Source organism: Leptospira johnsonii (assembly GCF_003112675.1).
Lineage (GTDB): Bacteria > Spirochaetota > Leptospiria > Leptospirales > Leptospiraceae > Leptospira_B > Leptospira_B johnsonii.
In genome coordinates, this window is sequence record NZ_BFAY01000006.1 from 375,428 (window position 1) to 400,688 (window position 25,261).

A 25,261-nucleotide genomic window follows, 5' to 3' on the forward strand; every position below is an offset into this window, starting at 1 on the left:
TTTATATGAGCCAGAGTACCCTTGATTATGTACTAGCGCAAAGAATCCAAGGTTTGGATTCCTCAGCCATCCGAAAAGCATTCGAATTAGCCGGGAGCTTAAAAGACCCGATCAATCTTTCCATTGGACAACCACACTTTCCTTGTCCTCCAAATATTATTGAGGCTGGGGTCAAAGCTCTAAGAGACGGAAAAACTGCTTATACTTTAACGGCAGGAATTCCGGAACTGAAAGAAGCTCTCTCCCAAAAATACAAACAGGAAAATCAGATCGATTACGCGAGTCCTGATCGGATCTTAGTTACCTCGGGGATCAGCTCCGCGTTCTTATTATTATTTAATTCTCTTCTGAACGAAGGAGATGAGTGTTTAGTCGTAACTCCTCACTTCTTGATGTATCCAGCTTATATCAAAATTTATGGCGGAAAGATGCATACCGTTTCCGAGGATTTCCAACCCGAAGATCTGAATGCGTTCAAGGATAAGAAATTGAAGATCATCATCTTCTCCACTCCTTCTAATCCGACCGGAACCGTTTTAACAAAAAAACAACTGGCTGCGCTTGCGGAACTCGCGGAAAAAACCGGGGCTTATCTGATCTCTGACGAGATCTACGAGAAGTTCGATTACGATAAGTCTTTCTCATCCGTAGGATCTTTTTATGAAAGAGCGATCACTCTTTCCGGGTTTTCCAAGACCTATAGTATGACAGGACTTAGGTTGGCATCCATAGTTGCTCCGGCTCCTATTATAAAAACATTAACTACTTTGCAACAATACACTCTGGTTTGTGCTCCATCTGTGACCCAATGGATGGGGATAGAAGCTCTCAAAACGGAAATGCAACCTTATATAGACGATTATAAGGAAAAAAGAGATTTCGTTTACGAAAATCTAAAGGACCATTACCAGCTAAAAAAAAGCGGGGGAGCTTTCTACTTCTTCTTAAAAATAAAAGAGAAGGACGATGATTTTATCGTAAGAGCGGTAAAAGAAAAAAGCCTAATCTTAGTGCCAGGTTATATATTCACGGATTCCAAAGAATATATCCGGATCAGTTTCGCTTCCGAATGGGAGAATCTGAAACGAGGCGTAACGGCACTAAAAGAACTGGCTTCTTAAGAGAAAATTTTGGCGGATTTATATTCCGAATTCCCAAGTTTGCTCTTCGTCATTTGGATAGGAGGCGTTTTAGTCTCCTTTTCCATGGGAAGTTTTTATTCTACTCTGGCTTATAGGATCCTTAGATTCTATTACGGAAAAGAAAGAAAGATCGGCTCCAAACTATTCAGGTTCAAAAAGATCTTAATAGAACCTTCTGCCTGCGAATCTTGCGGCACAAGGATCAAAGGTAAGGCAATCATTCCGGTATTCGGATACTGGCTCTCCAAAAAAGAATGTGCCAACTGTAAGGCTCCAATCAATCCGTTGTACTCACTTTGTGAGGCTGTGTTCGGATTATTATTCGTAGTGTCCTTTCTTCTTTCCGGAAAATTACTCGGTAGTTTTGCATTCTTAGCTTTATGCGGACATCTATTAGTCGCAGCAAGTACGGACTTCAAAAAGTTTTCCTTGGATTACGAAAATTTGCCCTTCATACTTCTATTCGGAGTATTGGCTAATTATCTATTATTCGATTCCGTTCCGGGAAAGGCTGAATTGATAGTGTACGTTTCCTTCTCCGCTGTATTCTTCTTAGTATATTTTATATTCCCGGCAGGAATGGGATTTGCGGACGCAATATTTGCTCCTGTATTCGCATTCCTATGCTTTCATCCTTGGTGGATCTTCTTCCTAAATTCTTCGTATGGGATCGCGATCATAGTCACTTTCCTAAAAAGAAAAAAAGGAGAAAGTCTAAGACAAGTCCCGATCCCGATGGGGATATATTTCTCGATCGGACTGGCATTGACATTTCTTGGTAGAATGCTATCAAATTCAGGTTTACTTCCCAACTGGGCGGATCTCATTCTATAAGCAAGATGCAAAATAAGATCTCCGATATCCGTAACGAATACAGCAAAGCTTCTCTGGACGAAAAAGATATAGGAGATTCTCCCATCGATTTTTTTAAAACTTGGTTCGACCAAGCGGTCCGTTCGGAAGTAAGAGAACCGACCGCAATGACCTTGGCAACTGTTCGGAAAGACGGAATGCCTGACGCAAGGATCGTTTTACTCAAAGGGATCGAAAAAGAAGGATTCCAGTTTTACACCAATTACTCAAGCTCCAAAGGAAAAGAATTGGATTCTAATCCGAACGCCTGCCTTGTATTTTTCTGGGCGGAATTAGAAAGACAAGTTCGGATCAGAGGAATGATCTCCAAAGTTTCTAGAGAAAATTCGGAAGAATATTTTCATTCTAGACCTTTCGCAAGCCAAATCGGTGCGCTTGCTTCTGCTCAGAGTGATCCTTTGGACGATAGATCTATTTTAGATAAACATTATGAAGAATTAAAACTGAAATACGAAGGTAAAACAGTTCCCCTGCCGGAAAACTGGGGCGGTTATATATTAGAAGCTTCTGAAATAGAATTTTGGCAGGGACGAAGAAGCCGCCTACATGATCGGATCTTATTCCGAAAAGTAGGCGTTACCTGGACAAAAACCAGACTACAACCTTAGTTCAGTCCGAGTAAATGCCCCATTCTCATTTTTTTAGTGAATAGATAATGGTGGTTATTTCCTGTAGGTTTGATCTCTATCGGGATACGATCCGTAACTTCCAGACCATAACCTTCTAACCCGACGATCTTACGTGGATTATTGGTAAGAAGTTTCATCTTACCCACACCTATATCTTTCAAGATCTGAGCGCCAACTCCGTATTCTCTCAAGTCGGGAGCAAATCCCAATTTCTCGTTAGCTTCTACAGTGTCCAAACCTTGGTCCTGCATATTATAAGCCTTGAGTTTATTGATAAGACCGATTCCCCTACCTTCTTGTCTCATGTAGAGAAGAATACCCTTCCCTTCCTGAGCGATCATAGAAAGAGCGGAATGAAGTTGAGGTCCACAATCGCAGCGCCCGCTTCCGAAAATATCCCCGGTAAAACACTCCGAATGTACGCGGACCATTACAGGTTCGTTCTTATCAATTTTACCTTTTACTAATGCAACATGCACCTTATCATCAATGATGGTAGAATAAGCTCTGACGGAAAAATCCCCGTATTCGGTAGGAAGACTAGTCTCCACTTCTAGATGGATTAGATTTTCTTTTTTCCTTCTGTAACGAATTAGGTCTTCGATTGTATAAATATTCAGTCCGTGTTTTTCTGCGAATTTTTCCAGATCAGGAAGACGAGACATTGTTCCATCATCGTTCATGATCTCGCAGATCACAGCAGCAGGATAAAGCCCCGCCAATTTTGAAAGATCTACAGAGGCCTCTGTATGTCCTGCTCTTCTGAGAACTCCGCCTGAAACCGCTTGTAGAGGGAATAAATGACCAGGTTTCATCAGGTCGCCCGGGGTAGTTTTAGGATCGATCAGAACTTGTATGGTAGTAGCTCTATCCTGGGCGGAAATCCCAGTAGTAGTTCCGTGTTTTGCGTCTACGGAAACAGTAAATGCTGTCCCGTGTTTGTCTCCCAAACTCAGGTCGTCCACCATTCTGTTCAGACCGAGCTGTCTGAGCCTGTCTCCCTCCATAGGAAAACAAATCAGCCCCCTTCCGTAGGTGGCCATAAAATTCACCTTTTCTTTGTCGGTGAATTGGGCGGCACAAACCAGATCTCCCTCGTTTTCCCTGTCTTCGGAATCCACGAGAATGATCATCTTCCCCGCTTTTATATCTTCGATTGCCTGTTCAATGGAGCCGATCATGATTCCACCTCATTTCTTGGACTGTTTTTTTTCCATGATAAATCCGAGCCAACTCGGAAAAGTGAGACTGATAGTTGGTAATTCGAACCAAGAATACGGTTTCGGGAATAGACCCCTAAGCGTGTTTACCTAGCTGTTCCAAGTATCTAGCAATTAGGTCCACTTCTAAGTTCACCTTGGCTCCTACTTTCCATGCCTCGGAAGCATTAGTGACAATAAGAGTTTCCGGGATCAGAACCAATTCGAATTCTCCCGGTCTTGAATCCACGATGGTAAGAGAGATCCCGTCCACAGTCACGCTACCTCTGACCGCAAAATATTTGGTGAAAGAAGGATCATGGGAAATTACGAACCTTCTCACCTTCCCGGAATCTTTTTCTTCTGAAAGGAGAATAGTTCCTGTTAGATCCACATGGCCAGTCACAAAATGACCGCCCATTCTAGTATGGGGAAGGACAGATCTCTCTAAATTAATTTTGGTTCCTACTTGGAAACTACCAAAATTAGTAAGCTCTAGAGTTTTGTAAGAAGAATAAAATTCGAATTTGTTCCCATTCTCTAAGAAGGAAGTAACAGTATGGCAGGCACCGTTAACGGAAATTGAGTCCCCGCTTTTTAGATCGGGATCTTTCCATGTGGTGGATACTTTAAAAATTTTACCGTCACCTGTGTCTTGGACAGATTCAATTTTTCCGGTACATTCTATAAGTCCTGTGAACATCTTCCCACCTCCCAAAGATCGGAACCTAGTTCGGTCTGCCATTCCATGGAAAATTTTCCCTTCCATTCAGGCAAGATTCCTTTTGGAAAAGAAACAGTATTAGATCTGATTTGTAAGATCGCATCATCTTCGGTAAGAATGGGAGAAAATAGTTTGTATAGAAAATTTCCGCCTTCCACGAGCGCAGTGTTGATTTCCCAAGAATGTAAAACTTCTAAAATTCTGGAGACATCCGAGAAACTGATCTTCTCCAATGGAAATTTGGAAAGGTTCTCTAATCGTTTTAGTAAACTTGGATCGTAAGATTTTTTCTCATCCAAGAAGAATGCGGCATACTTCTTTTCGATCCTATCATTGATCCGATTTTGTTTTTCTAAAAATTTCTCGCTGATAGAATTTTGGTCCGGTAAAAAGAAAACTCTTAGAGGTTGATAATCCTTCTCTTTTTCTTTATGGATCTCAAACACTTTCGGATCAGAAGAATATTCTAAAACCGCTGAGACAAGTCCAGAAAATCCTTTGTAGGAATTCCTACCTAGATTGAAATTCTCAATATTACGTAAAATATTCGGCGCGATACTCGGCAAAGAAGAAGGGATTCTAAAATCCAAACCTGGGTCGTCGACTCGGACAGTATTGGGTCCTACCAGTATCGCATCCACCTTGGCTCGGACGAGAGAGAGAAATACATCCGATTCGTTTGAGGATATTTTCTCCCTAAGACCTTCTCCTGAACTGAAATAACCTTCTTTGCTGAGAGAAGTTTTGAGTAAAACTGCAGGCCTTCTTCTTTTTATCCTGGACTTGAACCCGAACAAAAACTCTGAAGAAATTTCGGCTAATCTAGGATTCTCTACAACCTGGATGCCGATCTCTGATAGTTTGTTCAAACCGGAAGAAGTAGAAACCAAAGGATTCGGATCCTTCCATCCGTATTCCAGACGAATAGGTTTTTCTTCTAAGAATAGATCGATACAAGGAGGGGTTTTGCCGTAATGAGAGCAAGGCTCTAAGGTTACGTATACATTATGATTGGGGAGTTTTCCGTTTGGGAATTTTTCTCGAAGCAAACGATAGGCTTCTCTTTCTGCGTGGTTCTGTCCGGTTTTTTGTGTAGAAGCGGAAGCCAGGATCTCTCCTGTGTTGGCATCTTCTAAAACGCAAGCCACCGGAGGATTCGGACTAGAATATCCGGTGGAGACAAAGGAATAGCGGATCAGTTCCTCCCGAATTTTTTCCGGGAGGGAATGGCTCAAGAGCGTTTCCACCTCTTACTCAAGCCATCGTAGATATCCACGAGAGGTGCAGCAATAAATACTGAGGAGAATGTTCCGAGGATGATCCCGAAGGTAAGAACATAAGCGAAGTCATATAACTCCACGGCCCCACCTATGATAATCGCAACCACGGAGATCAAAGTCGCCACGGAAGTATTGAACGTTCTGGAAAGTGTTTGGTTGATCGAAATATTGATTATTTGGGAAAAAGCATCTCTCAAGTTCCCTGCATTTTCACGGATCCTATCGAATACCACGATCGTATCGTTGATTGAATATCCTAATAAGGTCAGAAGGGCCGCAATAATAGGAACGCTCGGTTTGATCTGGAAAAATCCGATAAACGCGATCGTGATCACTAAGTCATGGATCAAAGCTAAGATTGCTCCCAATGCAAACTTGAATTGGAAACGGAAGCTTAAGTAAAGCATAATGAAGAAAAGAGTTAAACTCAAAAGAGAGATCCCTGTGGAAGTCAACTCGGCCCCTACTACGGAACCTACTTGGTTCGCGGAGAGGATTTTCTTTTTTTCTAATTTGAAGTCTTCTTGTAAAAGTCCTATTAATGCATCGATCGCAGAAGCTTGTTTTGCTTCTATACTATCTTTACCTTTTCTTTCTACATAAAGTTGTTTGATCTGGTCTACAGAGCCTAGGCCTATATCGATTTGGTAATCGTTTTTATCCTTATCCATAAGGACCAAAACAGCTTCTAAGTTTTTAGAGGAGAAATACTCCTCCAAGGTTTTACGTTCCACATTCTCAGGGAATTCGACTACGGCTCTTAAACCTCCGTCAAAATCCAAAGAAGTAGCAAATCCTCCGTATTTTCCGAAGGTTACTCCGAACCCGATCACTATCAGGATCGTAGAGAAAGTAATGGATATGTATTTATATTTTATAAAATCAAACATTTTTGGACTCCAGTTTTTTGAATCCGATACGGAGTTTACGAACTCCAAATTTGTTTACCAATAGATCCATGATCATTCTACTTAAGAACAAGGAGGTAAACAGGGAAGTTACGATACCCCAACAAAGAGTGATCGCGAATCCTTTGATCGGTCCGTTTCCTAATTTGATCATCAAGATCCCTGAGATCAAAGTGGTTACGTTACTGTCCATAATCGTCCAGAAAGCGTTCTCAAAACCTTGGGCAACTGCTGCGGAAACATGTTTTCCTGCCGCAAGCTCTTCTTTGATCCTTTCGTAGATAATTACGTTAGCGTCCACCGCCATACCCACTGTGAGGATAATCCCCGCAAAACCAGGTAAGGTCAAAGTGAATCCCATCAAGGATAGAAGCGCCATAAGCACGATCACATTTACGAGAAGTGCGATATCCGCAACCAAGCCGGACAATCTATAGATGATCAACATGAATACGATCACGAGTGCAAATCCTAAAAGGACCGCCTTTAATCCTACTTCGATGGATTCGATCCCTAAAGTAGGACCGATAAATCTCATTTCTAAAACGTTCAATGGAATAGGAAGTGCACCCTCACTGATCACGTTTGCGAGGTCTGTAGCTTCTTTTTGCCCGAACTCTCCGTCAATCTGAGCGTTACCACCTGCGATAGGACTACGAATGACTGGATCGGAGATGACTTTGTCTCCCCAAACGATTGCAAGCTGTCTTCCTACGTTTTTGGAAGTGATATCGAAAAATTTCTCAGCACCTTGAGAAGTTAAGGAGAAGGAAACGTAATAAGAAAGTCTGTTCTGGTCGTAACTCTCACGAGCATTTCTCATATCCTTTCCGTCTAGAGAAATGGCTCTTTCCAGAACTACAAATTCTCTAGGAAGAAGAGAAGCTTTAGGGTTATTTGCCCTGGACCATTTTACGTACAATTTATATTTTTCAGGAATATTGTACTTCTTCTCCATAGCTGCCAGGAATCTGTCCTGCTCGTCTTTTCCCAGTTTCTGTTTTACGATATTCTGGAATTTAACGATCTCGGTTTCTTCCCTTTTACCTTGGTTCATGAGTTTCATTTCTTCTAACTCAATGGCGTCGTGGTAAGTACCTCTGGAGTTTCCGTTGGAATCAGAAGGTTCTCTCAATCTGTATTCCACAGTTTCCGTATTTCGGATAATATCTAAGATCTGAGAAGAGTTGCTTACACCTGGTAAGGAAACCTCGATGGAATCTTGGTCCTTCTGGATACGCACTTGAGGCTCGGTTAGGTTTTGGTTGGTTAAACGGTTATCTATGATAAGTTTCGCTTTTTCCAACTCCGCCAGTTTTCTGCCAGGAGTTAATTCGAAATAACTTTCGATCTCTTTCAGTTTGTCCTGAGCTTCTTTTCTTTCTTTTTCGGAAAGGCTATGATCGTCTTTTTTACGGGTAAGTTCTTCGATCTCTTTTGTATAAGAATCTTTTAATTTGGAAGTATAATCGTCGAAGTCACCTTTCAGAACGACTCTCATTCCACCTTGTAAGTCCAATCCCAAACGGATCGCCAAAGGTCTTCCGCCGAAAATATATTCTTCTACCCAAGTAGGTCTAAGTTTGTTCTTAGGTTCTAAGATCAGTTCCTGGTTTTCTTGGGAAAGCTGGTTGATCTTTGCAGAAGTGATGAATCTTCCTTTGACTAGATAATAATCCTGCTCAGGAAAAATACTAGGATCAGGCTCAATCTGCCAGTCACTTTTCGGGTTATAATCGGCTTTCCATCTTTCCGCAAAGCTGGAAAGTAATTCTTTGCGGGTTTCTTCCGGTAATTGTTTAAATTCTTTTCTTACTGCGAGTTCCAATTCCCTTTCGGCGAAGTTTGGGTAAAGAAGCGTCAATGAAGACGCAACTACCAATATTGGAACAAAAATCCATTGGACAGATTTCAAATTCGGACTCCTAGTCTCTTCTCACTTTGTTGATGGTCACAGGGGAACGCCGAGTGACGCGTGCGCCTTTCGCTCTGAATTGATATAAAGCAAAAGCAAGTATGATTGCGATAATAATGATCGCCTTTTTATGTTCAGAGAAAAAACCGGCAATGGCTCCCTGCTCTTTTTGTTCCGCAGCCTTTCTTTTCTCTTCTTCTTTTTTCTTATCGTCTCCGAGTTTTAGGATCTCTCCCAACTTCTCACGAATAGAAATATCTTCTTTAGGTAAAGAAGAAGCGCTAGCGTTATAACCAGGTAGATTTCTCGGACTTAAAGTTGTTTCTTCATTCAACCAGTACGGCTTTTGGATCTCAGCCGAAACTTCCGGATTAGAAACTTCTTTGTTTAGATTTCTCTCAGTGGTTTCATTCGGTCCGTTAGGATCTCCTGAATTTTTTCCCTGAGTAGGATCTTCTGGTGCGATTTCCGGATCTACTTTTTTCTTAGGCTCGGATTCTTTCTGCTCGGTCTCTTTGGACTCGACGACCTTCTTCTTTCTGCCTACATTCTTCTTTACTTTTTTCTTTCTAGAAGCTTTTGCAAGGGGAGTTTTTTTGGAAGAAGTGGTAGTTTTCTTAGGTTCGGAAACCTTATCCAAAAAATCGATTTCTTCTCCGTCCTGTCCGAAAATCGGAAGGACCAAAGAGATGGAAAGAAGGAGGCATAGGACTTTATTCATGATACGCACCGGTTATACTGATACTATCGGAAAGACGGATTTACGCCTCTTTCTCTTTTTCTTTCTTTCTTAAAATCGTGCTGGAATTGAAGGTAACATTGGTGTCTTTAGCGATTGCCAGGACCACAGACTCGTTATTGTCCTTAAATTCCACCACCTTGCCATGGATCCCGGAAGAAGTGATGACCACATCGCCTTTTTGTAGGCTCTCGATCATTGTTTTTCTTTTCTTTTCCTCGTTTCTTTGAGGACGGATCACGATAAAATACAGAATGATAAATAGGATCGGGATGAATAATAGAGTGTTAAATCCGCCACCCTGAGCTCCTGCCGGATCCGCTTGAGCTAATAAGAATAAATTTTGAAGATTACTGAGCATGATGAAACCTGTGCTTCCTTTTTTGGTCCTTTTTGAGACCAGTATTTTCCTTTATTATCCCTTGGTAATTAAATTTTGAAAGAAGGCGCCTGTTTTTCCGGAAGCCAACTGTTCTAATGCGATTTTGTAACCATCTAGGATAGAAGGAGCCTTTCCCAAGGTGAAAAGCCCTGCTCCCGCATTTAAGGCAACTGCGTGAGTGCCTGCAATCTTCTCCCCTGCCAGGATTTTTCTTGCCAAGGACTCTGCTTGGTCCGGTCCACTGGTAAATACTTCCGCAGGATTCAGATCTTTTACGCCCAATTCTTTAGGATCGAAGTCTTTTCTGGAGATGACTCCGTCTTCCAATAGAGTATAATCCGTTTTTTCGAAAATGGAGAATTCGTCCAAGCCGTCTCTAGAATGACATACTAAGGCTCTTCTCAAACCCAAACCTTGCAGAACTCTGATAAAAGTTTCCGTCAATTCAGGTTCGTACACTCCAATGATCTGGTATTGAGGAGAGAACGGATTACTTAGAGGTCCGATCATATTGAATAAGGTCCTAAATCCCAATTCTTTACGAACAGGTCCTGCAAACTTCATGGATGGATGCCACATAGGAGCAAATAAGAAAGCAAATCCGTTATCGACCAGATGGGATTCCACTTCTTCTTGGGTCTTCTCCGTATTATAACCTAATCTTCCTAGAATATCGCTAGAACCGGTATGAGAAGAAACAGAACGGTTTCCATGTTTTGCTACCTTGATCCCTAAAGAAGAAAGTACAATTGCAGAAAGTGTGGAGATATTTACTGTTCCTTTTCCATCCCCGCCTGTTCCGCAGGTGTCCAGCATATCGAATGGAAAAACTGTTTTAGGCTTAAGCGCATTTCGGCGAAGCGCCAGACAGAAACCAAGTAGCTCGTCTACGGTTTCTCCCTTTGCTCTCATTGCGGTCAAAAAAGAAGAAAGTAGGATCTCCGACACTTCTCCTTTCATTACGGAATTGATCGAGGCTTCCGCTTCCGAAACTGTAAGATTCTTTTTTTCTAAAACTTTGATGATAGCTTGTCTAATTTCCATTTTTACCGAATGCCCTCCGAATAGAGCTGTAACGGATCACTTCCCTGTTTGAGATCAAATAACGTATTCCGGAAAGCACAGTGATCAGAGTGGTCAAAAGCATTCCGAAATAAGGAACGAATCCACCCAATCCAAACACCAATTCGTTCCAGCCGGGGGCACCGTTTTCCTTCCAAACCTTCACGAAGGCAACTGCGTTTTCGGAAGCGATCCCAAAAACGGTCATACCGGCAAGCTTGCCACTCTGGTAGACCTCGTTGATCAGTATCCTTTTATTCGAAGAAACTAATATGAAGAAGATCAAAATTAGGATAATAGCTCCCATCTGGAAGGCGGTCTTTACCTTTCCAAGCATGGTGGTTCTGATGGATTTTCCCAAACGGATCGCAAGATAGCGTAAGGTTGTGATCAGCATATCCCTTCCGATGATCAGAATGACCATCCAAAGTTCTATTTGTTCATGCAGAAAAATGAATGTAGTAAAACAACCTACTACAATGATCTTATCAGCGAGTGGATCCAGGAATTTTCCGAACTCGGTCTCTTGTTTCCATTTTCTGGCCAAATACCCGTCTATAAAATCCGTAATAGAAGCTATAGAAAACAAGACCAGAGCGGCGATATGATACGCCTGTTCTTTTTGGTACAAAAACCAGATAAAAAAAGGTAAAGAGGCAACTCTTAGTATTGTAAGAGCATTAGGTAAGTTTATATTCGGATTCAAGTTTCCAACCAAGTTCCCATCATGTCGTATTCGTAGAAGGATTCGATTTTCACTTTTCCGATTGTTCCCGGTTTCAAGGAAGGATCTTCCACATAAACCACTTCGTCTATCTCGGGAGCGTCTTGCAATCGTCTGACAATTGCTGTATTTCCTTCCAGTCCATCTACAATCGCAGTATAAGTTTTGCCTATCCTGGACTCGTGGATCTCTTGGAGGATTTTCAAATGAGCGTCTCGGATCAGATTGATCCTTTTCGCCTTCTCCTTATCGGAAACAGTTTGGGTCAGATCCGCACCCTTTGTTCCTTCTTGTGGAGAATAAGAGAATAAATTCAGTTTTTCCGGACGAGTCTCTTCTACAAATCTTAAGATCTCATCCACATCCTCTCCGGTTTCGCCAGGAAATCCTAAGATGAAAGATGTTCTGATCTCCAGATCAGGTCTTACGTCTCTAGCGAGAGAATATAGATCCCTAAATTGGGAATATCCACCGCTTCTATTCATGTTTTTTAATACTCTTTCGGAAACATGTTGGAGTGGAGATTCCAAATAAGGAGCAATCTTAGGAATTTCTCCCATAAGTCTCAGGATCTTTTCAGTTTTCTTATCAGGATATAAATATAATAATCTTAATATTTCCAGGTTATCTACTTCTGAGACTGCTTTGATCATATCTAGAAGTTTGTCAGAGTCCTTCCCGTAATACACAGTATCCTGGGAAACTAGACAGATTTCTTTTGCGCCGGCCGCAATCGCTCTTTTTGTATCTTTCAGGATCTCATCCAAAGGAGAATCCACAAATTTTCCGCGAAGAGAAGGGATGATACAGAAAGCACAACCTCTATTACAACCATCTGAAACTTTCACATAGGCGTAAGGTTTGGAATAGTTTTCAATCTCAGGAGAAAGTTTCATTCTCTCCACGATATCAGAATTGAATTCGATCTTAGCGGGAGAAGAAAGATCTCTACGGAAAGCTTCTTTAATGATCTTTCCAGCTTGGGAATATTTTCCAGTCCCAAAAACCAGATCCACTTCCGGGATTTCTGCGGAAATATCCTTAGGATATCTTTCTGCAAAACATCCTACAACGACTAGTTTCTGGCCCTCTTGCTTTTTAGCGTGGGCCGCGCCAAGTATGGTCTGGATGGTTTCTTCTGTTGCGGAGCGGATAAAAGTACAGGTATTGATCAGATGGAAATCGGACTCTTCCGGTTTTGTAGCCGGAAGAAAACCTTCTTCCAAAAGGGAATGGTGCATGCTCATGGAGTCCACGGTATTTTTGGGACATCCAAGAGTGGTGATGTAGAACTTTTTATCCAAACGAAGCCTTACTCGCCCAACTCCTTAATGATAAACTGTGTGCTATCGTAAGGGTTTGGTGTTTTTATATAAACTTTCTTCACTAATTTTCCGGGGCGTCCTAAGACCACTTTCGGTTTTCCGTTTTGGATCATCTCCACTGCGGAACCGTCTCCTACTTTGATCTCCAGACGATCTTTCGCTTCTAGAGCTTTGTTCTCTCCACCTTGTACAAGACCTCTAAATCCCATCTGACCGTCTATGATGAACTCTGCATAGCTTGGTTTAGAGAAAAATAATGTAACTTGGATCGGAACATCACCTAAAGTTTTGGTGGAATCCTCTCCCTGAGGATTGGGCTGAACCGTAGTGCCACCTTGTCTTTCTTCTTCGCTTAAGGAAACTAAAACCTTTGCAGAACTTCCAGTAACACTTTGAGCGGCAATTCGGATACTTCTACGTAAAGAAGAGATCTCCGGAATAGAATAGCTGAGAACTTTTTCCTGTCCTTCGGATAATCTGAACTTATAAACAGTTAGCTCAGGATACACATTAAAAGCAAGAACTGCAGTATTTGTATCAGACCCTTGTTCCACGGAAGAAATGAAAAGTTTACACTGCTGATTAGACGCACTAAAACTCACACCTTGGTTCGCAGTTAAGATAAAACTTTCAGGTCTCGTCTCAGGAACGGAACGATTGATGAAATCAATATTTTCAGGGATCTCCAACCTTCTTCCACTTTCTTCAGCTACATCGTCACCGGAAGAAGATCCGTCAATAAAGGTATAGAGTAGAACCGCAGCAATTGCTACCATCAGAACTGAGATCGCGGTGATCAGTTTGTTCTTATCGAAATTTAGATCATAATAAAAGCTGGAAGTAGGTTTGGTCAACTCTTCCAAAGGAGCCTGGGATTCTTCTATCTTCTCCCCTCTGTATAAATTGATCAGCATCCCCGTATCTAATTTTAAGTAACTACCATAGTTTTTTAGAAACCCTATGGTAAAAGTTTCTCCCGGAAACTGAGCATAGTCCTCTGTCTCCAATGCAAGAATGTACTTAACGGAAATATTCGTATCCTTGGATACGTCCTTTACAGTGAGCTTTTTTTCTTCCCTAGCCTCTCTAAGGATTTGCCCTACTCGCTTCTGATTCAATTTCGCTCTCCTATCCTAGGAAGATTTATTCTTCCGAAACCAAGGGGTTATTTACGATTTTAGAATTACCATCCGGACGGAAATTAAATACTCCATCCTCGATATCTGCATTCGGATCTACTCCGAAAAATTCCACAGTGGTCGTCTTGCCTCTTCCGTCACTTGCAACAGCCTTCTTAATGAAAGAAGTTTGAGCATCCACATAAAGAGTCATAGTCTCGTAACCGCCGATCTTCTCTCTTTGTTCCAAAGCCAATACAAAATATTGGCGATTGTCTTTAGGAGAGATCTGAGGTTGTTCTATGGATTCGAATTTATAATGATACTTTCTGAAAATCCTGGAAAGGCCTTCCTCCGTCATAGGAGAAAAAATGGGACCAGATTTATTAGATTTATTTAATGTAAGGTCTTGTTTACCTGCGGCATTCAACCTTTTGATGAAGATCCAAAGAGTTTTGCCGTCGGAAACGATCTCGTCCCCGGAAGGATCCGAGAATTCGTATTTGATCTTTCCGCCCTTCTTATAATAGCAGACACCTTTTTTAGTGACCACTTTTTTGTTCGCTTCCGTTTGGATCACGAAATCAGCCTTATACGATTTCAGGTCCGAAAAAGTTTTTCTGACTTTTTTAACCACTTCCGAAGGGGAATTCCAATGGTGTTTCGCGGAAGACTGAGCGCCCAGGGAGAAGCTGCCGAATAAAACGACAAGGCCGAGGGCTATAAATATAGAACGATTGCTTCTGGTATCTTTCATTCTCAGGTAATGCAGGGATTTTTTTCCAGGATGGCGAGTATCCGCCCCCCTGTCACTTGGTTTCTTTTCCCGGCCTGGAAATTCCTAGACCGGGTCGAATTTTTAAGCGGACCTTAAAATTTCCCGTCCCTTAGATCCCAGGATTGGAGAAACGTATCCCCTTTCTTCCATTAATTCCATGATCCGAGCGGCCCGATTATAGCCGATTTTCAAACGTCTTTGCAAGTAGCTCGCGCTCGCCTTTCTATCGGTTCTTACGATTTCCCAGGCCTTATCGAATAGCTCCTCGTCCATCTCTTCTGCAGATTCGGATTCAACTTCTTCTTCGAGATCGAAGTCTACGTAGGTAGGAGCTCCATATTTTTTGGCCTCTTCTACTATCTTCTCTATCTCTTCTTCCGAAATGAATGGAGCTTGGATCCTTGCCAGGTCGGCGGAAGTAGGAGACTTGTACAACATATCTCCTTTTCCAAGAAGAGATTCCGCACCGTTCATATCCAGAATGATCTTGGAGTCCGTTTTTTGGGCCACATGGAACGCGATCCTTGCTGGACAGTTCGCCTTGATAAGACCGGTGATCACATCTACGGAAGGTCTTTGGGTCGCCATCACTAAGTGGATCCCCACCGCTCTGGACTTCTGGCTGATACGAGTGATCGCATCTTCCAGGTCTTTACCGGAAACCATCATCAGGTCCGCAAGCTCATCGATGAACACCACAAGATAAGGCATTTTATTATAACCTTCTTTGTGGTAATGTTCTTCTACCTTCTCATTATAAGAACGGAAATCCCTACACTTCAATTGGGAAACAGCCTCATAACGCGCTTCCATTTCTTGGATCACCCAAGAAAGTGACTTGGTTGCCTTACGTGCATCTTTGATCACAGGCATAAGAAGGTGAGGAATATCCTCGAACAAAGTAAGCTCCACCATCTTAGGGTCTATCATGATAAAGCGAACTTCTTCCGGAGAAAGATTTAAGACCAGAGAAGCGATCATTGCATTTAAACAAACAGATTTACCGGAACCGGTAGTTCCCGCTACAAGCAAGTGAGGAAGTTTATTCAGATCGATCGATACAAGTTTACCAGAGATATCCTTACCGATGACTATGTTCAGATCTTTTTTAGGTTTAGGAGCTAAAGAAGAACGTAATATATCTCCTAAGAAAACATCCTCTCTATGTTTATTTGGAACCTCGATACCGATCGTGGATTTACCAGGAATAGGAGCAACGATACGTATATTTTTAACCGCAAGATACATCCTAAGCTCGTCGGTTAGAGAAGTGATCCTTCCTAGTTTTACCCCAGGAGGAGGAGTAACTTCATAACGAGTAATGATAGGACCTCTTTCCCAACCCACGACCTTAGCTTCGTAACCGTAAACTTTCAGTGCATTCTCGATCTCGAATGCCACCTTTTCTGATTCTACCTTGAAAAGTGCATCCTGGACTTTTGTAGGATTGCTCTTCAAACGGTTTAGAGGAATATGATATACAGATCGTTTAGAATGGAATACCGGCACCATAGAAACAGGAGGAAAAGGAAGTTCAGATTGTTTCGGCTTCTCTTGTTTCTTTTCAAGAGCGACTGTAGGAACTACAACAGGAGTAGAAGGTAACGTACTTGGAATGCCCACCTCCGGCGCTTCAATCGCCTTAGGTTCCTCAACTTCTAAAATATCTTCCAGTTCGTCGGATTCTTCTGCTTCTTTCTCGTATTCTTCTTCCGAGTTTTCGAGTTCTACTAAAGAATCTTCCTCTTCTGTCCAGTCTTCTAATTCTTCGCCGTCTTCTTCCTGGGAGTCTTCTGCTTCAGGAACCGCAGATAGGACTTCTTCTTTCTGGAAAGAAGGAATCTTAGAAGTTTCACTTCTAAGATCCAGGATCTCCCATGCTTTTTTAGAAACGGTAGGAACTTCTTCTTTTCTTTCCTGAACTCCATATACCTTATCCACGAGACGAGTAGATGCACTTTGGAATTGGAAGATCTTTCTATCTTCCTCAAAAAAGCCCTGAAGAAGACCTGAATTTTTATATTGCACGTTAGATTCTTTTAGGTCTGCAACCTTAAAACCGCCTTTTGCCTTTTGGATATAAGATTCCAAATTCGCAGGACTTTTCACTGGATTTTGTTTTTCCGAAGAATGTCCCGAAACTTCTCTGCGAAACCAAGGAGGCACATTATCTTCCGAAATTTCCGTATCGGTTTGTTTCCGAGAACTTACGGAATTCATCATTCCCGCCAAACCAGTGGACCAATCTGCAGATTTGGTTTTAGGAAAGATTGGATCGTAATTTTGGATTTCTTCTTCTTTTTTAGTTCTTCCATTCATATAACCGGAAAGCCATTGCTCCTTCCAGTCCCGACCGCTTTGTGCAAGAAGCCTTCCTAAAAAATGGACCGGAGATTCGTTCAGATAAACAAGTATGCCGTAAAAATAGACCACGAAATGGATCAGAAGTCTTCCAGTAGCACCAAGAAGATATTCCAAAGCCACTGCTAATGCTTGGCCCAAAACACCGCCGTTAGATGCAAATGGGACAGTGGAAACATTTCCGAAAACGTTCAGACTCACCGCGACTGCGAGTAAGAATAACGGAATGGTAAGAAGTTTGTTGGTAATATCCTGGGCAGGTTTCGCAAGAAGGATCCCGCCTGTAAGGATCAACATGATCCCAGGAACAAAGGAAGCATTCCCGAATAGATACAAAAATCCCCAGGAAAGATAATGGCCCAACCTTCCGAAAAGATTAGCCTGCACCCCATTTTCAGCAATGGTAAAAGAACCCAAGGAAAGTGTCAGAAAAATCCCGGTAAAAAGCAGAAGATACGGCAATGCCGCCCGGCCCTTTTCCCAAATCGCTATGTTTTGTCCGACTATTTGGTCCTTTCTATCCATACTCCCTAAGCATCGGCAGAAAATCGAAATCCGAAAAGAGACTTAATATGGGAAAAAGGGATGCAGAGTGGAAAAAAGGGTCAGAAACCTGTACTACCGAAGCCGCCTGCTCCCCTTTCGGATTCAGGAAGTTCGTTCACCAATTCCCAATCGGTATGCCAGGTGCGGCGGATCAAAAGTTGGGCGATCCTGGTTTTGTCTTCTAAAATATAGGGTTCTTTTCCCAGATTGAGAAGAGGAACCATAAGTTCTCCTCTATAATCTGAATCGATCGTGCCGGGAGTATTCGGAATGAGGATCTTAAATTTAGTAGAAAATCCTGAGCGGGGTCTGATCTCAAAATGAAATCCTTCCGGAATAGCAAAAGAAAGTCCTGTAGGAACTAAAACAACTTCTCCCACTGGTAGTTCCAAATTGGAATCTAAACATGCGGAAATATCGTAACCGGCGGAACCGGATGTTTTGATCTCCGGTAGGAGGGCCTTCTCTTTTAACTTTTTAACCGGGATTTTCATATTAGTACGAGTAGGATCCGAAAATGGATTTGATCTTTTGTTCTTCTTTAACTTTTAATTTTGCCAAAACAGAAAGATGTAATGTAGGAAGTGCGAATATTCTTCTGACGGTTTGATTGATCTCTTCTTTCGTTACGGAATGGATCTCTTTGATCCGATCTTGTAAAGAATTGTATTTTCCGTAATACAGTTCTTGGAAAGCGATATTATTCATTCTACTTTCTGTATGTTCGTAACCGATAGAAAGACTTCCCTCGTGGTTGGTTTTAGCGTCTTTCAATTCTTGGGAAGTCACTCCCTTATCCACGAAAAGTTTTAATTCTTCCAAGATTAGTTCAAGACTTTCCGCAAATCTTTCCTTGGAAGTGGAACATACGATCGAATTGATCCCTACGTCACGATAAGAAGAAGGATAACTTGTGATATGATAACAAAGTCCTTTTTCTTCCCGCACCTTTTGGAATAAACGAGAAGACATTCCCCCGCCTAATACATGAGTGAGAAGAGAAAGTCTAGTAGCGTCGTGGAAATTGCGAGGAAAACCTTCTCCGCCTAAAATAAAATAGGCCTGTTCCGTTTCCTTATTCCCCTTGCGGAAATATCCGAATTCTTTTTTAGGAGTTTCGAATGTTCCTTCTTTTCCTTTTTTAGAAGAATGAGAGAAGTATTTGGAAACCAGATCAAAAACAAACTCAGGTTCGTAATTTCCGGAAAGAGAAAGTATCATATTCTCCGGATGATAATAGGTCTCGTAAAATTTTCGAAGACTGGAAGGAGTCACTCCTCGGATAGAAGACTCTGTTCCGATAATATCTCTTCCTAAAGAATTTCCTGAAAATAGATTATTATAATAAAAATCGTGGATCGCATCTTCCGGAGAATCTTCATAACCTTTCATTTCTTCCAAGACAACTTCCGCTTCCGTGCGGATATCCTGGTCCCTAAACAAAGGATGGAACATCATATCTGAAAGTAATTCCAATCCGAGTTCCAGATCTCTGGAAGCTAAGGTTGCATGAAAGTAAGTATATTCTCTGGAAGTGGCTGCGTTGGAGTAAGCTCCTACTCTTTCCCAATCTTCCGCTTGTTGTTTTGCAGTACGCTTTTCTGTGTCTTTGAAAAGCATATGCTCTAGGAAATGGCAGTAACCAGCATTCTCCAAAGTCTCAGACCTGGATCCCACTTTTACGTACACTCCCATAGACACGCTTACGGAATAAGGAGCTCTTTGGAACAAGACCACAAGTCCATTCCCTAAAGTTTTTTTATGATTTTTTTCTTCCAGAAAAACCAATGGTAGACATCCGGCGAAAAGTTTTCGCCGGTCTTATTCGTTTTTAAACTTCCAGAGCGTCTCTTCTGGAAAGATCGATCTTTCCGGTTTTATCCACGTTCAATACGCGGACACGGATGATCTCACCTTCTTTGACTACGTCTTTAACAGAATTCACACGCTTGGAATCCAGTTTGGAAATATGGCAAAGTCCTTCTTTACCAGGTAGGATCTCCACAAAGGCCCCGAAATCGGTGATCCGTTTCACTTTGCCTTCGTAAATTTTTCCTACTTCTACTTCCGCGAAGAATCCTTCAACCATTCCTGCCGCTTTTTCTGCCTGCTCTTGGTTGACTCCTGCGATCGTTACTTTTCCATCGTCGTCTATATTGATATCCGCACCGGAGGCTTCGATGATTCCACGGATATTTTTACCGCCCGGACCGATCAGTTCCCCGATACGATCTTTCGGTATATATTTTACGATAATTCTAGGAGCCGTGCGAGAAACCGAATCTGCAGCCTTGGAAATGGATTTTTCCATCACGTCCAAAATATGGAAACGAGCTTTTTCTGCCTGAGCAAAAACTGCTTCTAGAACGTTAAACGCAACACCTGTTACTTTTAAGTCCATCTGGAATGCAGTTATCCCTTTTCTGGTTCCTGCAATCTTACAGTCCATATCACCGAAATGGTCTTCCAATCCTGCGATATCGGATAGTACTGCAAATCTTCCGCTTTCGTCTGAGAATAATCCCATTGCGATACCGGAAACTGCAGACTTGATCGGAACCCCTGCTGCCATCAATGCCAATGATCCGGAACATACGGAAGCCATGGAAGAAGATCCATTGGATTCCAAAATTTCGGATACAACTCTGATCACATAAGGGAAATCATCCTGCTTAGGAAGTACCAGCTTTAATGCTCTTTCTGCCAGGTTTCCGTGACCGATCTCTCTACGACCTGGTCCCGAAGATCTTCTAACTTCTCCCACTGAGAACGCAGGGAAATTATAATGAAGCATGAAGTTCTTTTCTTTTTGGCCTTCCAATGTTTCATAACGTTGGTTGTCAGAAGCTGTTCCAAGAGTAACTGTTCCCAAAGACTGGGTTTGTCCTCTGGTGAATACTGCAGAACCGTGAACTCCCGGAAGAGGGCTCATCTCTACGCTGATATTTCGGATCTCGTCCAACTTTCTTCCGTCGAAACGAACTCCTTCTTTTAATACCTGCTCTCTTACGATCTCGTATTCGAGTTCATGTAAGAAATTTTTGATGTCCTTGATCTTTTCGGATTCGGTTACGGTCTCTTTGAAGTGTTCTACCACTTCTTTGTTTGCATTAGAGATTTCTTTATTACGAGATGCTTTATCGGCAGTCTTATTTGCAGCGGAAATCTTATCGAACGCATATTTACGGACTTCGCCCAAAAGAGTCTCATCTTTTACTTTGAGTTTAACTTCTTTTTTGACTACTTGTAGTTGCGCTGCCCAGGACTCCTGAAGCTCTACAAATTTTACGATATGTTGGTGCGCAAACTTTAAAGCTTCCAACATCTCAGAGTTGGATAATTCTTTTGCCTCTCCCTCTATCATTACGATATGGGTTTTGGTACCGGCAACGACCAGATCCAAATCAGAATTCTGAAGCTCTTTGTTACCAGGGTTAATTACGAGTTCTCCGTTAATTCTTCCTACTCTTGCTCCGGCAATCGGACCATTGAAAGGAATATTAGAGATCGTTAATGCGGCAGAAGCTGCATTCAACGCATGACCGGCAGTGGAAATTTCATTGTCCGCGGAAAGAACGGTAACCTGCAATTGTACTTCGCAGAAATATCCTTCCGGGAAAAGAGGACGGATCGGTCTGTCGATGATCCTGGAATTTAAAACCTCATGTTCATAAGGTTTTGCTTCTCTTTTGAAATATCCGCCTGGGAATCTACCAACTGAGTAAATTTTTTCGGAATATTCGCAAGTGAGCGGGAAGAAGTCTTGTCCTTCTTTTGGTTCGTCAGCGGCACAAACGGTTGCGAGTAGAACGAGATTTCCGGTTTTATATACTACGGACCCGTGGGCTTGCTTCGCCCAGTCTCCCGTTTCGAGAGTGATGGAATCACGGCCAAATTGGCCATTAATAGTTTTAGCCATGAAGGACTCCTTACTTACGGAGTCCGAGAGTTTCAATTAGCTTTTTGTAACGTTCTAGATCTTGGCGTTTTAGATATTCCAATAATTTTTTACGTTTGCTTACTAATTTAAGAAGGCCTGTTTTAGAATGAAAATCTTTCTTATGAGTTTTAAAATGCTCGTTAAGATCTTTGATTTGAGCATCTAGGAGGGCGACTTGAACTTCCGTTGAACCGGTGTCCCCCTTTCCTTTTGCAAATGTGGAAATAATTTGCTTCTTTTGTTCCGTAGTTACCATAGTTTGATTGTACCTGTTGCCAATTTTCGGGGGCCTAGCCCCCTGTCCAAGCTAAATTTTAGAAAAGACCTTCAAATATTTATAGGAAAGGCTGCCAGGAAGTCCATCCCTCCTGCAATATGCCAAAATCTCTCCTTCCGGAGAGGTAAGTAGGAACTCCTGAGCCGGGACCCAGTCCAATTTGATCTTTTTGCCGTGAAAAACGTCTTTTACCTCGGTACTTGGGATCTCTACCGAAGGAATGTCCAGGATCTCTTCCGGGGGATGTATGATTGCTTTTCCGAGTAACAACGCCTCGTAGGTGTCCGCCTGCTCCAGCTTAAGTTTTCCCACCTTGGTCCGGTTCAAAGACTTGAGACACATTGGAATCCCAACTTCTGCCCCTATGTCCATTACAAGCTTACGGATATAAGTCCCGCCTGAAACTCTGGTCCTCAATTTGAAACCTTCTGGGCAGAATTCTCCTGCTTCGAATTCGAATATTTTGATCTTACGAATGCTTGGTGGAACAGAAATTCCTTCTCTGAATAACTTTGCTCTTCTCTGTCCTTGGACCTTCAATGCGGAAACTTCAGGCGCTATCTGTTCTTCCCAACTGGAAACCTTAGAAAGCACTTCTTCCAATTTGGGCAAAGATTCTTGGTACCAATTTTGGACCTTAGAAGTTTCCCAGTCCTCTACTACAAGACCTTCTCTATCCCCAGAGTCAGTGGAGAAGCCGAACTGCACCTCCGCCTCATACTCTTTATCTTTACCTAAAAATACTTGGGAGAAGCTGGTTGAAGTTCCGACAGGAAGCACCATTAAACCGGAGGCTGCCTTGTCCAAGGTACCTGTATGTCCTACTTTTTTGAGTCCAAGGGCCTTTTTGGCTTTTAAAACCAGATCGGAAGAGGTCATTCCAACCGGTTTATCCAAGAGGAGAAATCCGAATTCAGTCCGGATTTGTTGGTTTTCTCGTAAGTCGGAGGGATTCATCTAAACCTTGGATATATTCTTCGTCCCAAACAAAACTCATCTTGGGTGTCATCCTAAGATTAAGTTTTGTGGAAAGAGTCGCGGCAAATTTACCCGCTGCACTATTTAATCCAGCGAGTAATTTTTCCTTTTTTTTGTCCGTACAGATAGCTGTGACGTACACCTTTAGATTTTTGGAATCGTCCGAGAGTTCCGATCTGTGAACGGAAACCATATGGACCCGAGGGTCCTTGACTTTTCCGGCCAGGATCATCATGGCGACGGTCCGAACCGTCTCCGCTTCGATTTTCCTTTTACGGATCGGATTCACTCTAACTCTACTCCAGTTTCCGTTTTACTACTGTGACAGTATAAGCTTCGATTGTATCGCCCACTTTGAAGTCGTTGTAGTTCTCCAACTGGATACCGCATTCGAAATTGTTCACAACTTCGCCCACTTCGTCTTTGAATCTTCGGAGAGACTTGAGTTTTCCGTCGAACACTTGGACTCCGTCGCTGATCACGCGGATACCGGAAGCTTTTGTGATCTTCCCGGAAGTAACCATACAACCTGCAATATTTCCGACCTTGGAAACCTTGAAGACTTCTCTGATCTCTGCAGTTCCGATAACTTCTTCGATCCTTTCCGGCTCGAGAAGTCCTTCCATCGCCATCTTGATCTCGTCTACAACCTGATAGATAATGTTGTAGTATTTGATCTGAACGCCTTCTTTTTCGGCGAGTGCGATGGTTTTAGGATTCGCACGAACATGGAAACCGATTACGATCGCGTTAGAAGCGGATGCAAGCATCACGTCCATATCCACGATAGCCCCCGCCCCGGACTGAATTACATTCAGTTTTACATCCGAAGTGGAAAGTTTTTCCAGAGCTTCCTTGATCGCTTCCGCAGAACCGCGAACGTCCGCTTTGATGATTACTTTCAGTTCTTTTAATGCACCCTGTTTGATGAACTCGTTCATGTTTTCCAGAGTGACTTTGGAACCTGCAGCTCCTGCGTTTCCGATCCTTTCGAATTCGATACGGTGTTGAGAAATGTTTCTTGCTTCCTTCTCGTCTTCAAGAGCGTCGAAAGGTGCTCCTGCATCAGGAACTCCGTCGAGTCCGGTTACCTGCACAGGGAAAGCAGGGCCTGCTTCCTTGATCAGATGACCGTAATCGTCATACATCGCACGAACCCTACCGGAGAATACTCCTGCCACGAACGGATCTCCTACTCTTAGGGTTCCGTTTTGGATAAGAACTGTTGCAACTGCTCCGCGGCCCGGATCCAGTTTCGCTTCGACGATTGTACCTTTTGCTCTACGTTTAGGGTTCGATTTCAGATCCAGAACTTCCGCTTGGAGAAGCACTGATTCTAATAGTTTATCGATCCCGATATTTTCCTTCGCAGAGATCTTGCAATACATAGTATCCCCGCCCCATTCTTCCGATTGAAGTCCATGGTTGGCGAGCTCTTGCATGATCTTGTCTGGATTTGCAGTAGGTAGATCCACTTTGTTGATAGCTACTATGATAGGAACTTTTGCATCTTTCGCGTGAGACAATGCTTCTAAAGTTTGAGGCATCACTCCGTCGTCCGCAGCAACCACTAAGATTACGATATCCGTAACCTTGGCACCTCTTGCTCTCATCGAAGTAAATGCTTCGTGACCAGGAGTATCCAAGAAGGTGATTTCCCCTCTATTGGTTTTTACCTGATAAGCACCGATATGCTGAGTGATCCCACCGGATTCTGTATCAATTACTGATGATTTACGGATGGTATCCAATAGTCTTGTCTTACCATGGTCAACGTGACCCATGATAGTAACGACTGGAGGTCTATGGATATAATCTTCAGGACTGTCTTTCTCTTCATCGATTAGAGTTTCTTCATAGAGAGAAACTACTTTTACCTTACAACCGTATTCGTCTGCGAGAATAGATGCAGTTTCCGCATCGATGATATTATTGATGGTCACCATCATACCCATTTTCATGAGTTTTCCGATGACATCTCCCGGCTTAAGATTCATTTTCTTAGCCAGTTCTCCTACTTGGACATTCTCCAAAAGAGTGATCTCTTTCGGAACGGAAACTCCAGTAGGCCCGCTTACTTTCGGTTTTCTATACGATTGTCGGAAGAATTTAGAATTTTCGGAGCCTTCTTGTCCGTCTGGTCTTCCGCCCTTATCTTTATCATTACGTTTTTTACCGGAAGGGATTCCTCTTCCTCCCTCTACAGGTCCTAAACCTGGAGGGGGCGCTCCTGTTCCAGGGCCGCCTCTAAATCCGCCACCCTGACCTGGACCACGGAAACCACCGCCTTGACCACCTTGGCCTCCACGATATCCACCGCCGCCTTGGCCACCCTGACCGCCGCGATATCCACCGCCACCT

The 25,261-nt window shown here is 42.6% G+C and carries 23 protein-coding genes; 3 read left to right on the forward strand and 20 right to left on the reverse strand.

Features of this window, described 5'->3' with window-relative positions; translation table 11 throughout:
• Positions 1-5 precede the first annotated feature (5 nt).
• Genes LPTSP_RS05410 through pdxH form a run of 3 tightly spaced genes read left to right on the forward strand, consistent with a single transcriptional unit; the run spans position 6 to position 2,623 of the window.
• Positions 6-1,121, forward strand: coding sequence for a pyridoxal phosphate-dependent aminotransferase (locus LPTSP_RS05410; RefSeq protein ID WP_108927780.1), 1,116 nt, complete (start codon positions 6-8; stop codon positions 1,119-1,121).
• A gap of 9 nt (positions 1,122-1,130) precedes the next feature.
• Complete coding sequence (locus tag LPTSP_RS05415; RefSeq protein ID WP_108927781.1) at positions 1,131-1,976, forward strand: prepilin peptidase; 846 nt, start codon at positions 1,131-1,133, stop codon at positions 1,974-1,976.
• Positions 1,977-1,981: 5 nt separating this feature from the next.
• On the forward strand, positions 1,982-2,623 hold the full coding sequence (gene pdxH / locus LPTSP_RS05420; RefSeq protein WP_108927782.1) for a pyridoxamine 5'-phosphate oxidase: 642 nt from the start codon (positions 1,982-1,984) through the stop codon (positions 2,621-2,623).
• Here pdxH and LPTSP_RS05425 read toward each other — a convergent pair.
• From LPTSP_RS05425 to infB, 20 genes are all read right to left on the reverse strand, one after another.
• Entirely contained in the window at positions 2,620-3,825 is a 1,206-nt protein-coding gene (locus LPTSP_RS05425) for a bifunctional 3,4-dihydroxy-2-butanone-4-phosphate synthase/GTP cyclohydrolase II (RefSeq protein ID WP_108927783.1), read from the reverse strand. The two genes, pdxH and LPTSP_RS05425, sit on opposite strands and share 4 nt — an antisense overlap.
• A gap of 115 nt (positions 3,826-3,940) precedes the next feature.
• Entirely contained in the window at positions 3,941-4,546 is a 606-nt protein-coding gene (locus LPTSP_RS05430; protein WP_108927784.1) for a riboflavin synthase, read from the reverse strand.
• The gene (locus LPTSP_RS05435) at positions 4,528-5,802 is read right to left on the reverse strand and encodes a bifunctional diaminohydroxyphosphoribosylaminopyrimidine deaminase/5-amino-6-(5-phosphoribosylamino)uracil reductase (protein ID WP_108927785.1); all 1,275 of its coding nucleotides are present in this window, start codon (positions 5,800-5,802) and stop codon (positions 4,528-4,530) included. Before LPTSP_RS05435 ends, LPTSP_RS05430 begins: the two co-directional genes overlap by 19 nt.
• Entirely contained in the window at positions 5,799-6,737 is a 939-nt protein-coding gene (gene secF, locus LPTSP_RS05440; protein ID WP_108927786.1) for a protein translocase subunit SecF, read from the reverse strand. Before secF ends, LPTSP_RS05435 begins: the two co-directional genes overlap by 4 nt.
• Positions 6,730-8,670: a protein translocase subunit SecD gene (gene secD / locus LPTSP_RS05445; RefSeq protein WP_108927787.1), complete on the reverse strand. Its 1,941-nt coding sequence runs from the start codon at positions 8,668-8,670 to the stop codon at positions 6,730-6,732. Before secD ends, secF begins: the two co-directional genes overlap by 8 nt.
• Before the next feature lie 10 nt (positions 8,671-8,680).
• Entirely contained in the window at positions 8,681-9,391 is a 711-nt protein-coding gene (locus tag LPTSP_RS05450; protein ID WP_108927788.1) for an SRP-less Sec system protein, read from the reverse strand.
• A gap of 40 nt (positions 9,392-9,431) precedes the next feature.
• Positions 9,432-9,770 (reverse strand): preprotein translocase subunit YajC, encoded by a 339-nt coding sequence (gene yajC, locus LPTSP_RS05455; protein ID WP_108927789.1) that lies wholly within the window; start codon positions 9,768-9,770, stop codon positions 9,432-9,434.
• 54 nt (positions 9,771-9,824) lie between these two features.
• The gene (trpD, locus tag LPTSP_RS05460) at positions 9,825-10,835 is read right to left on the reverse strand and encodes an anthranilate phosphoribosyltransferase (RefSeq protein WP_108927790.1); all 1,011 of its coding nucleotides are present in this window, start codon (positions 10,833-10,835) and stop codon (positions 9,825-9,827) included.
• Positions 10,825-11,559 (reverse strand): CDP-diacylglycerol--glycerol-3-phosphate 3-phosphatidyltransferase, encoded by a 735-nt coding sequence (pgsA, locus tag LPTSP_RS05465; RefSeq protein ID WP_108927791.1) that lies wholly within the window; start codon positions 11,557-11,559, stop codon positions 10,825-10,827. The genes trpD and pgsA overlap by 11 nt, the downstream gene beginning before the upstream one ends.
• Complete coding sequence (gene rimO, locus LPTSP_RS05470; protein ID WP_108927792.1) at positions 11,556-12,881, reverse strand: 30S ribosomal protein S12 methylthiotransferase RimO; 1,326 nt, start codon at positions 12,879-12,881, stop codon at positions 11,556-11,558. The genes pgsA and rimO overlap by 4 nt, the downstream gene beginning before the upstream one ends.
• A gap of 8 nt (positions 12,882-12,889) precedes the next feature.
• A complete protein-coding gene (locus tag LPTSP_RS05475) occupies positions 12,890-14,020 on the reverse strand; it encodes a helix-turn-helix domain-containing protein (RefSeq protein WP_108927793.1) in 1,131 nt (376 codons plus the stop codon).
• A gap of 25 nt (positions 14,021-14,045) precedes the next feature.
• Entirely contained in the window at positions 14,046-14,777 is a 732-nt protein-coding gene (locus LPTSP_RS05480; protein ID WP_108927794.1) for a LolA family protein, read from the reverse strand.
• Between the two features lie 102 nt (positions 14,778-14,879).
• Positions 14,880-17,684, reverse strand: coding sequence for an FtsK/SpoIIIE family DNA translocase (locus LPTSP_RS05485; protein WP_108927795.1), 2,805 nt, complete (start codon positions 17,682-17,684; stop codon positions 14,880-14,882).
• An 80-nt stretch (positions 17,685-17,764) separates the two neighbouring features.
• On the reverse strand, positions 17,765-18,199 hold the full coding sequence (gene dut, locus LPTSP_RS05490) for a dUTP diphosphatase (protein WP_108927796.1): 435 nt from the start codon (positions 18,197-18,199) through the stop codon (positions 17,765-17,767).
• A gap of 1 nt (position 18,200) precedes the next feature.
• Positions 18,201-19,493: a M16 family metallopeptidase gene (locus LPTSP_RS05495; protein WP_108927797.1), complete on the reverse strand. Its 1,293-nt coding sequence runs from the start codon at positions 19,491-19,493 to the stop codon at positions 18,201-18,203.
• Positions 19,494-19,536: 43 nt separating this feature from the next.
• Positions 19,537-21,624: a polyribonucleotide nucleotidyltransferase gene (gene pnp / locus LPTSP_RS05500; protein ID WP_108927798.1), complete on the reverse strand. Its 2,088-nt coding sequence runs from the start codon at positions 21,622-21,624 to the stop codon at positions 19,537-19,539.
• Positions 21,625-21,634: 10 nt separating this feature from the next.
• Complete coding sequence (gene rpsO, locus LPTSP_RS05505; protein WP_108927799.1) at positions 21,635-21,901, reverse strand: 30S ribosomal protein S15; 267 nt, start codon at positions 21,899-21,901, stop codon at positions 21,635-21,637.
• 51 nt (positions 21,902-21,952) lie between these two features.
• Positions 21,953-22,879, reverse strand: coding sequence for a tRNA pseudouridine(55) synthase TruB (truB, locus tag LPTSP_RS05510; protein ID WP_108927800.1), 927 nt, complete (start codon positions 22,877-22,879; stop codon positions 21,953-21,955).
• On the reverse strand, positions 22,836-23,189 hold the full coding sequence (gene rbfA / locus LPTSP_RS05515; protein WP_108927801.1) for a 30S ribosome-binding factor RbfA: 354 nt from the start codon (positions 23,187-23,189) through the stop codon (positions 22,836-22,838). The genes truB and rbfA overlap by 44 nt, the downstream gene beginning before the upstream one ends.
• Positions 23,190-23,196: 7 nt before the next feature.
• Positions 23,197-25,261 (reverse strand): translation initiation factor IF-2 (gene infB / locus LPTSP_RS05520; protein ID WP_108927802.1); only part of this gene is annotated, 2,065 nt, incomplete at its 5' end.

Coding starts and splice junctions, on each gene's coding strand:
- LPTSP_RS05410 (WP_108927780.1), top strand. CDS start 6: ATGAGCCAGAGTACCCTTGATTATGTACTAGCGCAAAGAATCCAAGGT.
- pdxH (WP_108927782.1), top strand. CDS start 1,982: ATGCAAAATAAGATCTCCGATATCCGTAACGAATACAGCAAAGCTTCT.
- LPTSP_RS05425 (WP_108927783.1), bottom strand. CDS start 3,825: ATGATCGGCTCCATTGAACAGGCAATCGAAGATATAAAAGCGGGGAAG.
- LPTSP_RS05430 (WP_108927784.1), bottom strand. CDS start 4,546: ATGTTCACAGGACTTATAGAATGTACCGGAAAAATTGAATCTGTCCAA.
- secF (WP_108927786.1), bottom strand. CDS start 6,737: ATGTTTGATTTTATAAAATATAAATACATATCCATTACTTTCTCTACG.
- LPTSP_RS05450 (WP_108927788.1), bottom strand. CDS start 9,391: ATGAATAAAGTCCTATGCCTCCTTCTTTCCATCTCTTTGGTCCTTCCG.
- yajC (WP_108927789.1), bottom strand. CDS start 9,770: ATGCTCAGTAATCTTCAAAATTTATTCTTATTAGCTCAAGCGGATCCG.
- trpD (WP_108927790.1), bottom strand. CDS start 10,835: ATGGAAATTAGACAAGCTATCATCAAAGTTTTAGAAAAAAAGAATCTT.
- LPTSP_RS05480 (WP_108927794.1), bottom strand. CDS start 14,777: ATGAAAGATACCAGAAGCAATCGTTCTATATTTATAGCCCTCGGCCTT.
- LPTSP_RS05485 (WP_108927795.1), bottom strand. CDS start 17,684: ATGGATAGAAAGGACCAAATAGTCGGACAAAACATAGCGATTTGGGAA.
- dut (WP_108927796.1), bottom strand. CDS start 18,199: ATGAAAATCCCGGTTAAAAAGTTAAAAGAGAAGGCCCTCCTACCGGAG.
- pnp (WP_108927798.1), bottom strand. CDS start 21,624: ATGGCTAAAACTATTAATGGCCAATTTGGCCGTGATTCCATCACTCTC.
- rpsO (WP_108927799.1), bottom strand. CDS start 21,901: ATGGTAACTACGGAACAAAAGAAGCAAATTATTTCCACATTTGCAAAA.
- truB (WP_108927800.1), bottom strand. CDS start 22,879: ATGAATCCCTCCGACTTACGAGAAAACCAACAAATCCGGACTGAATTC.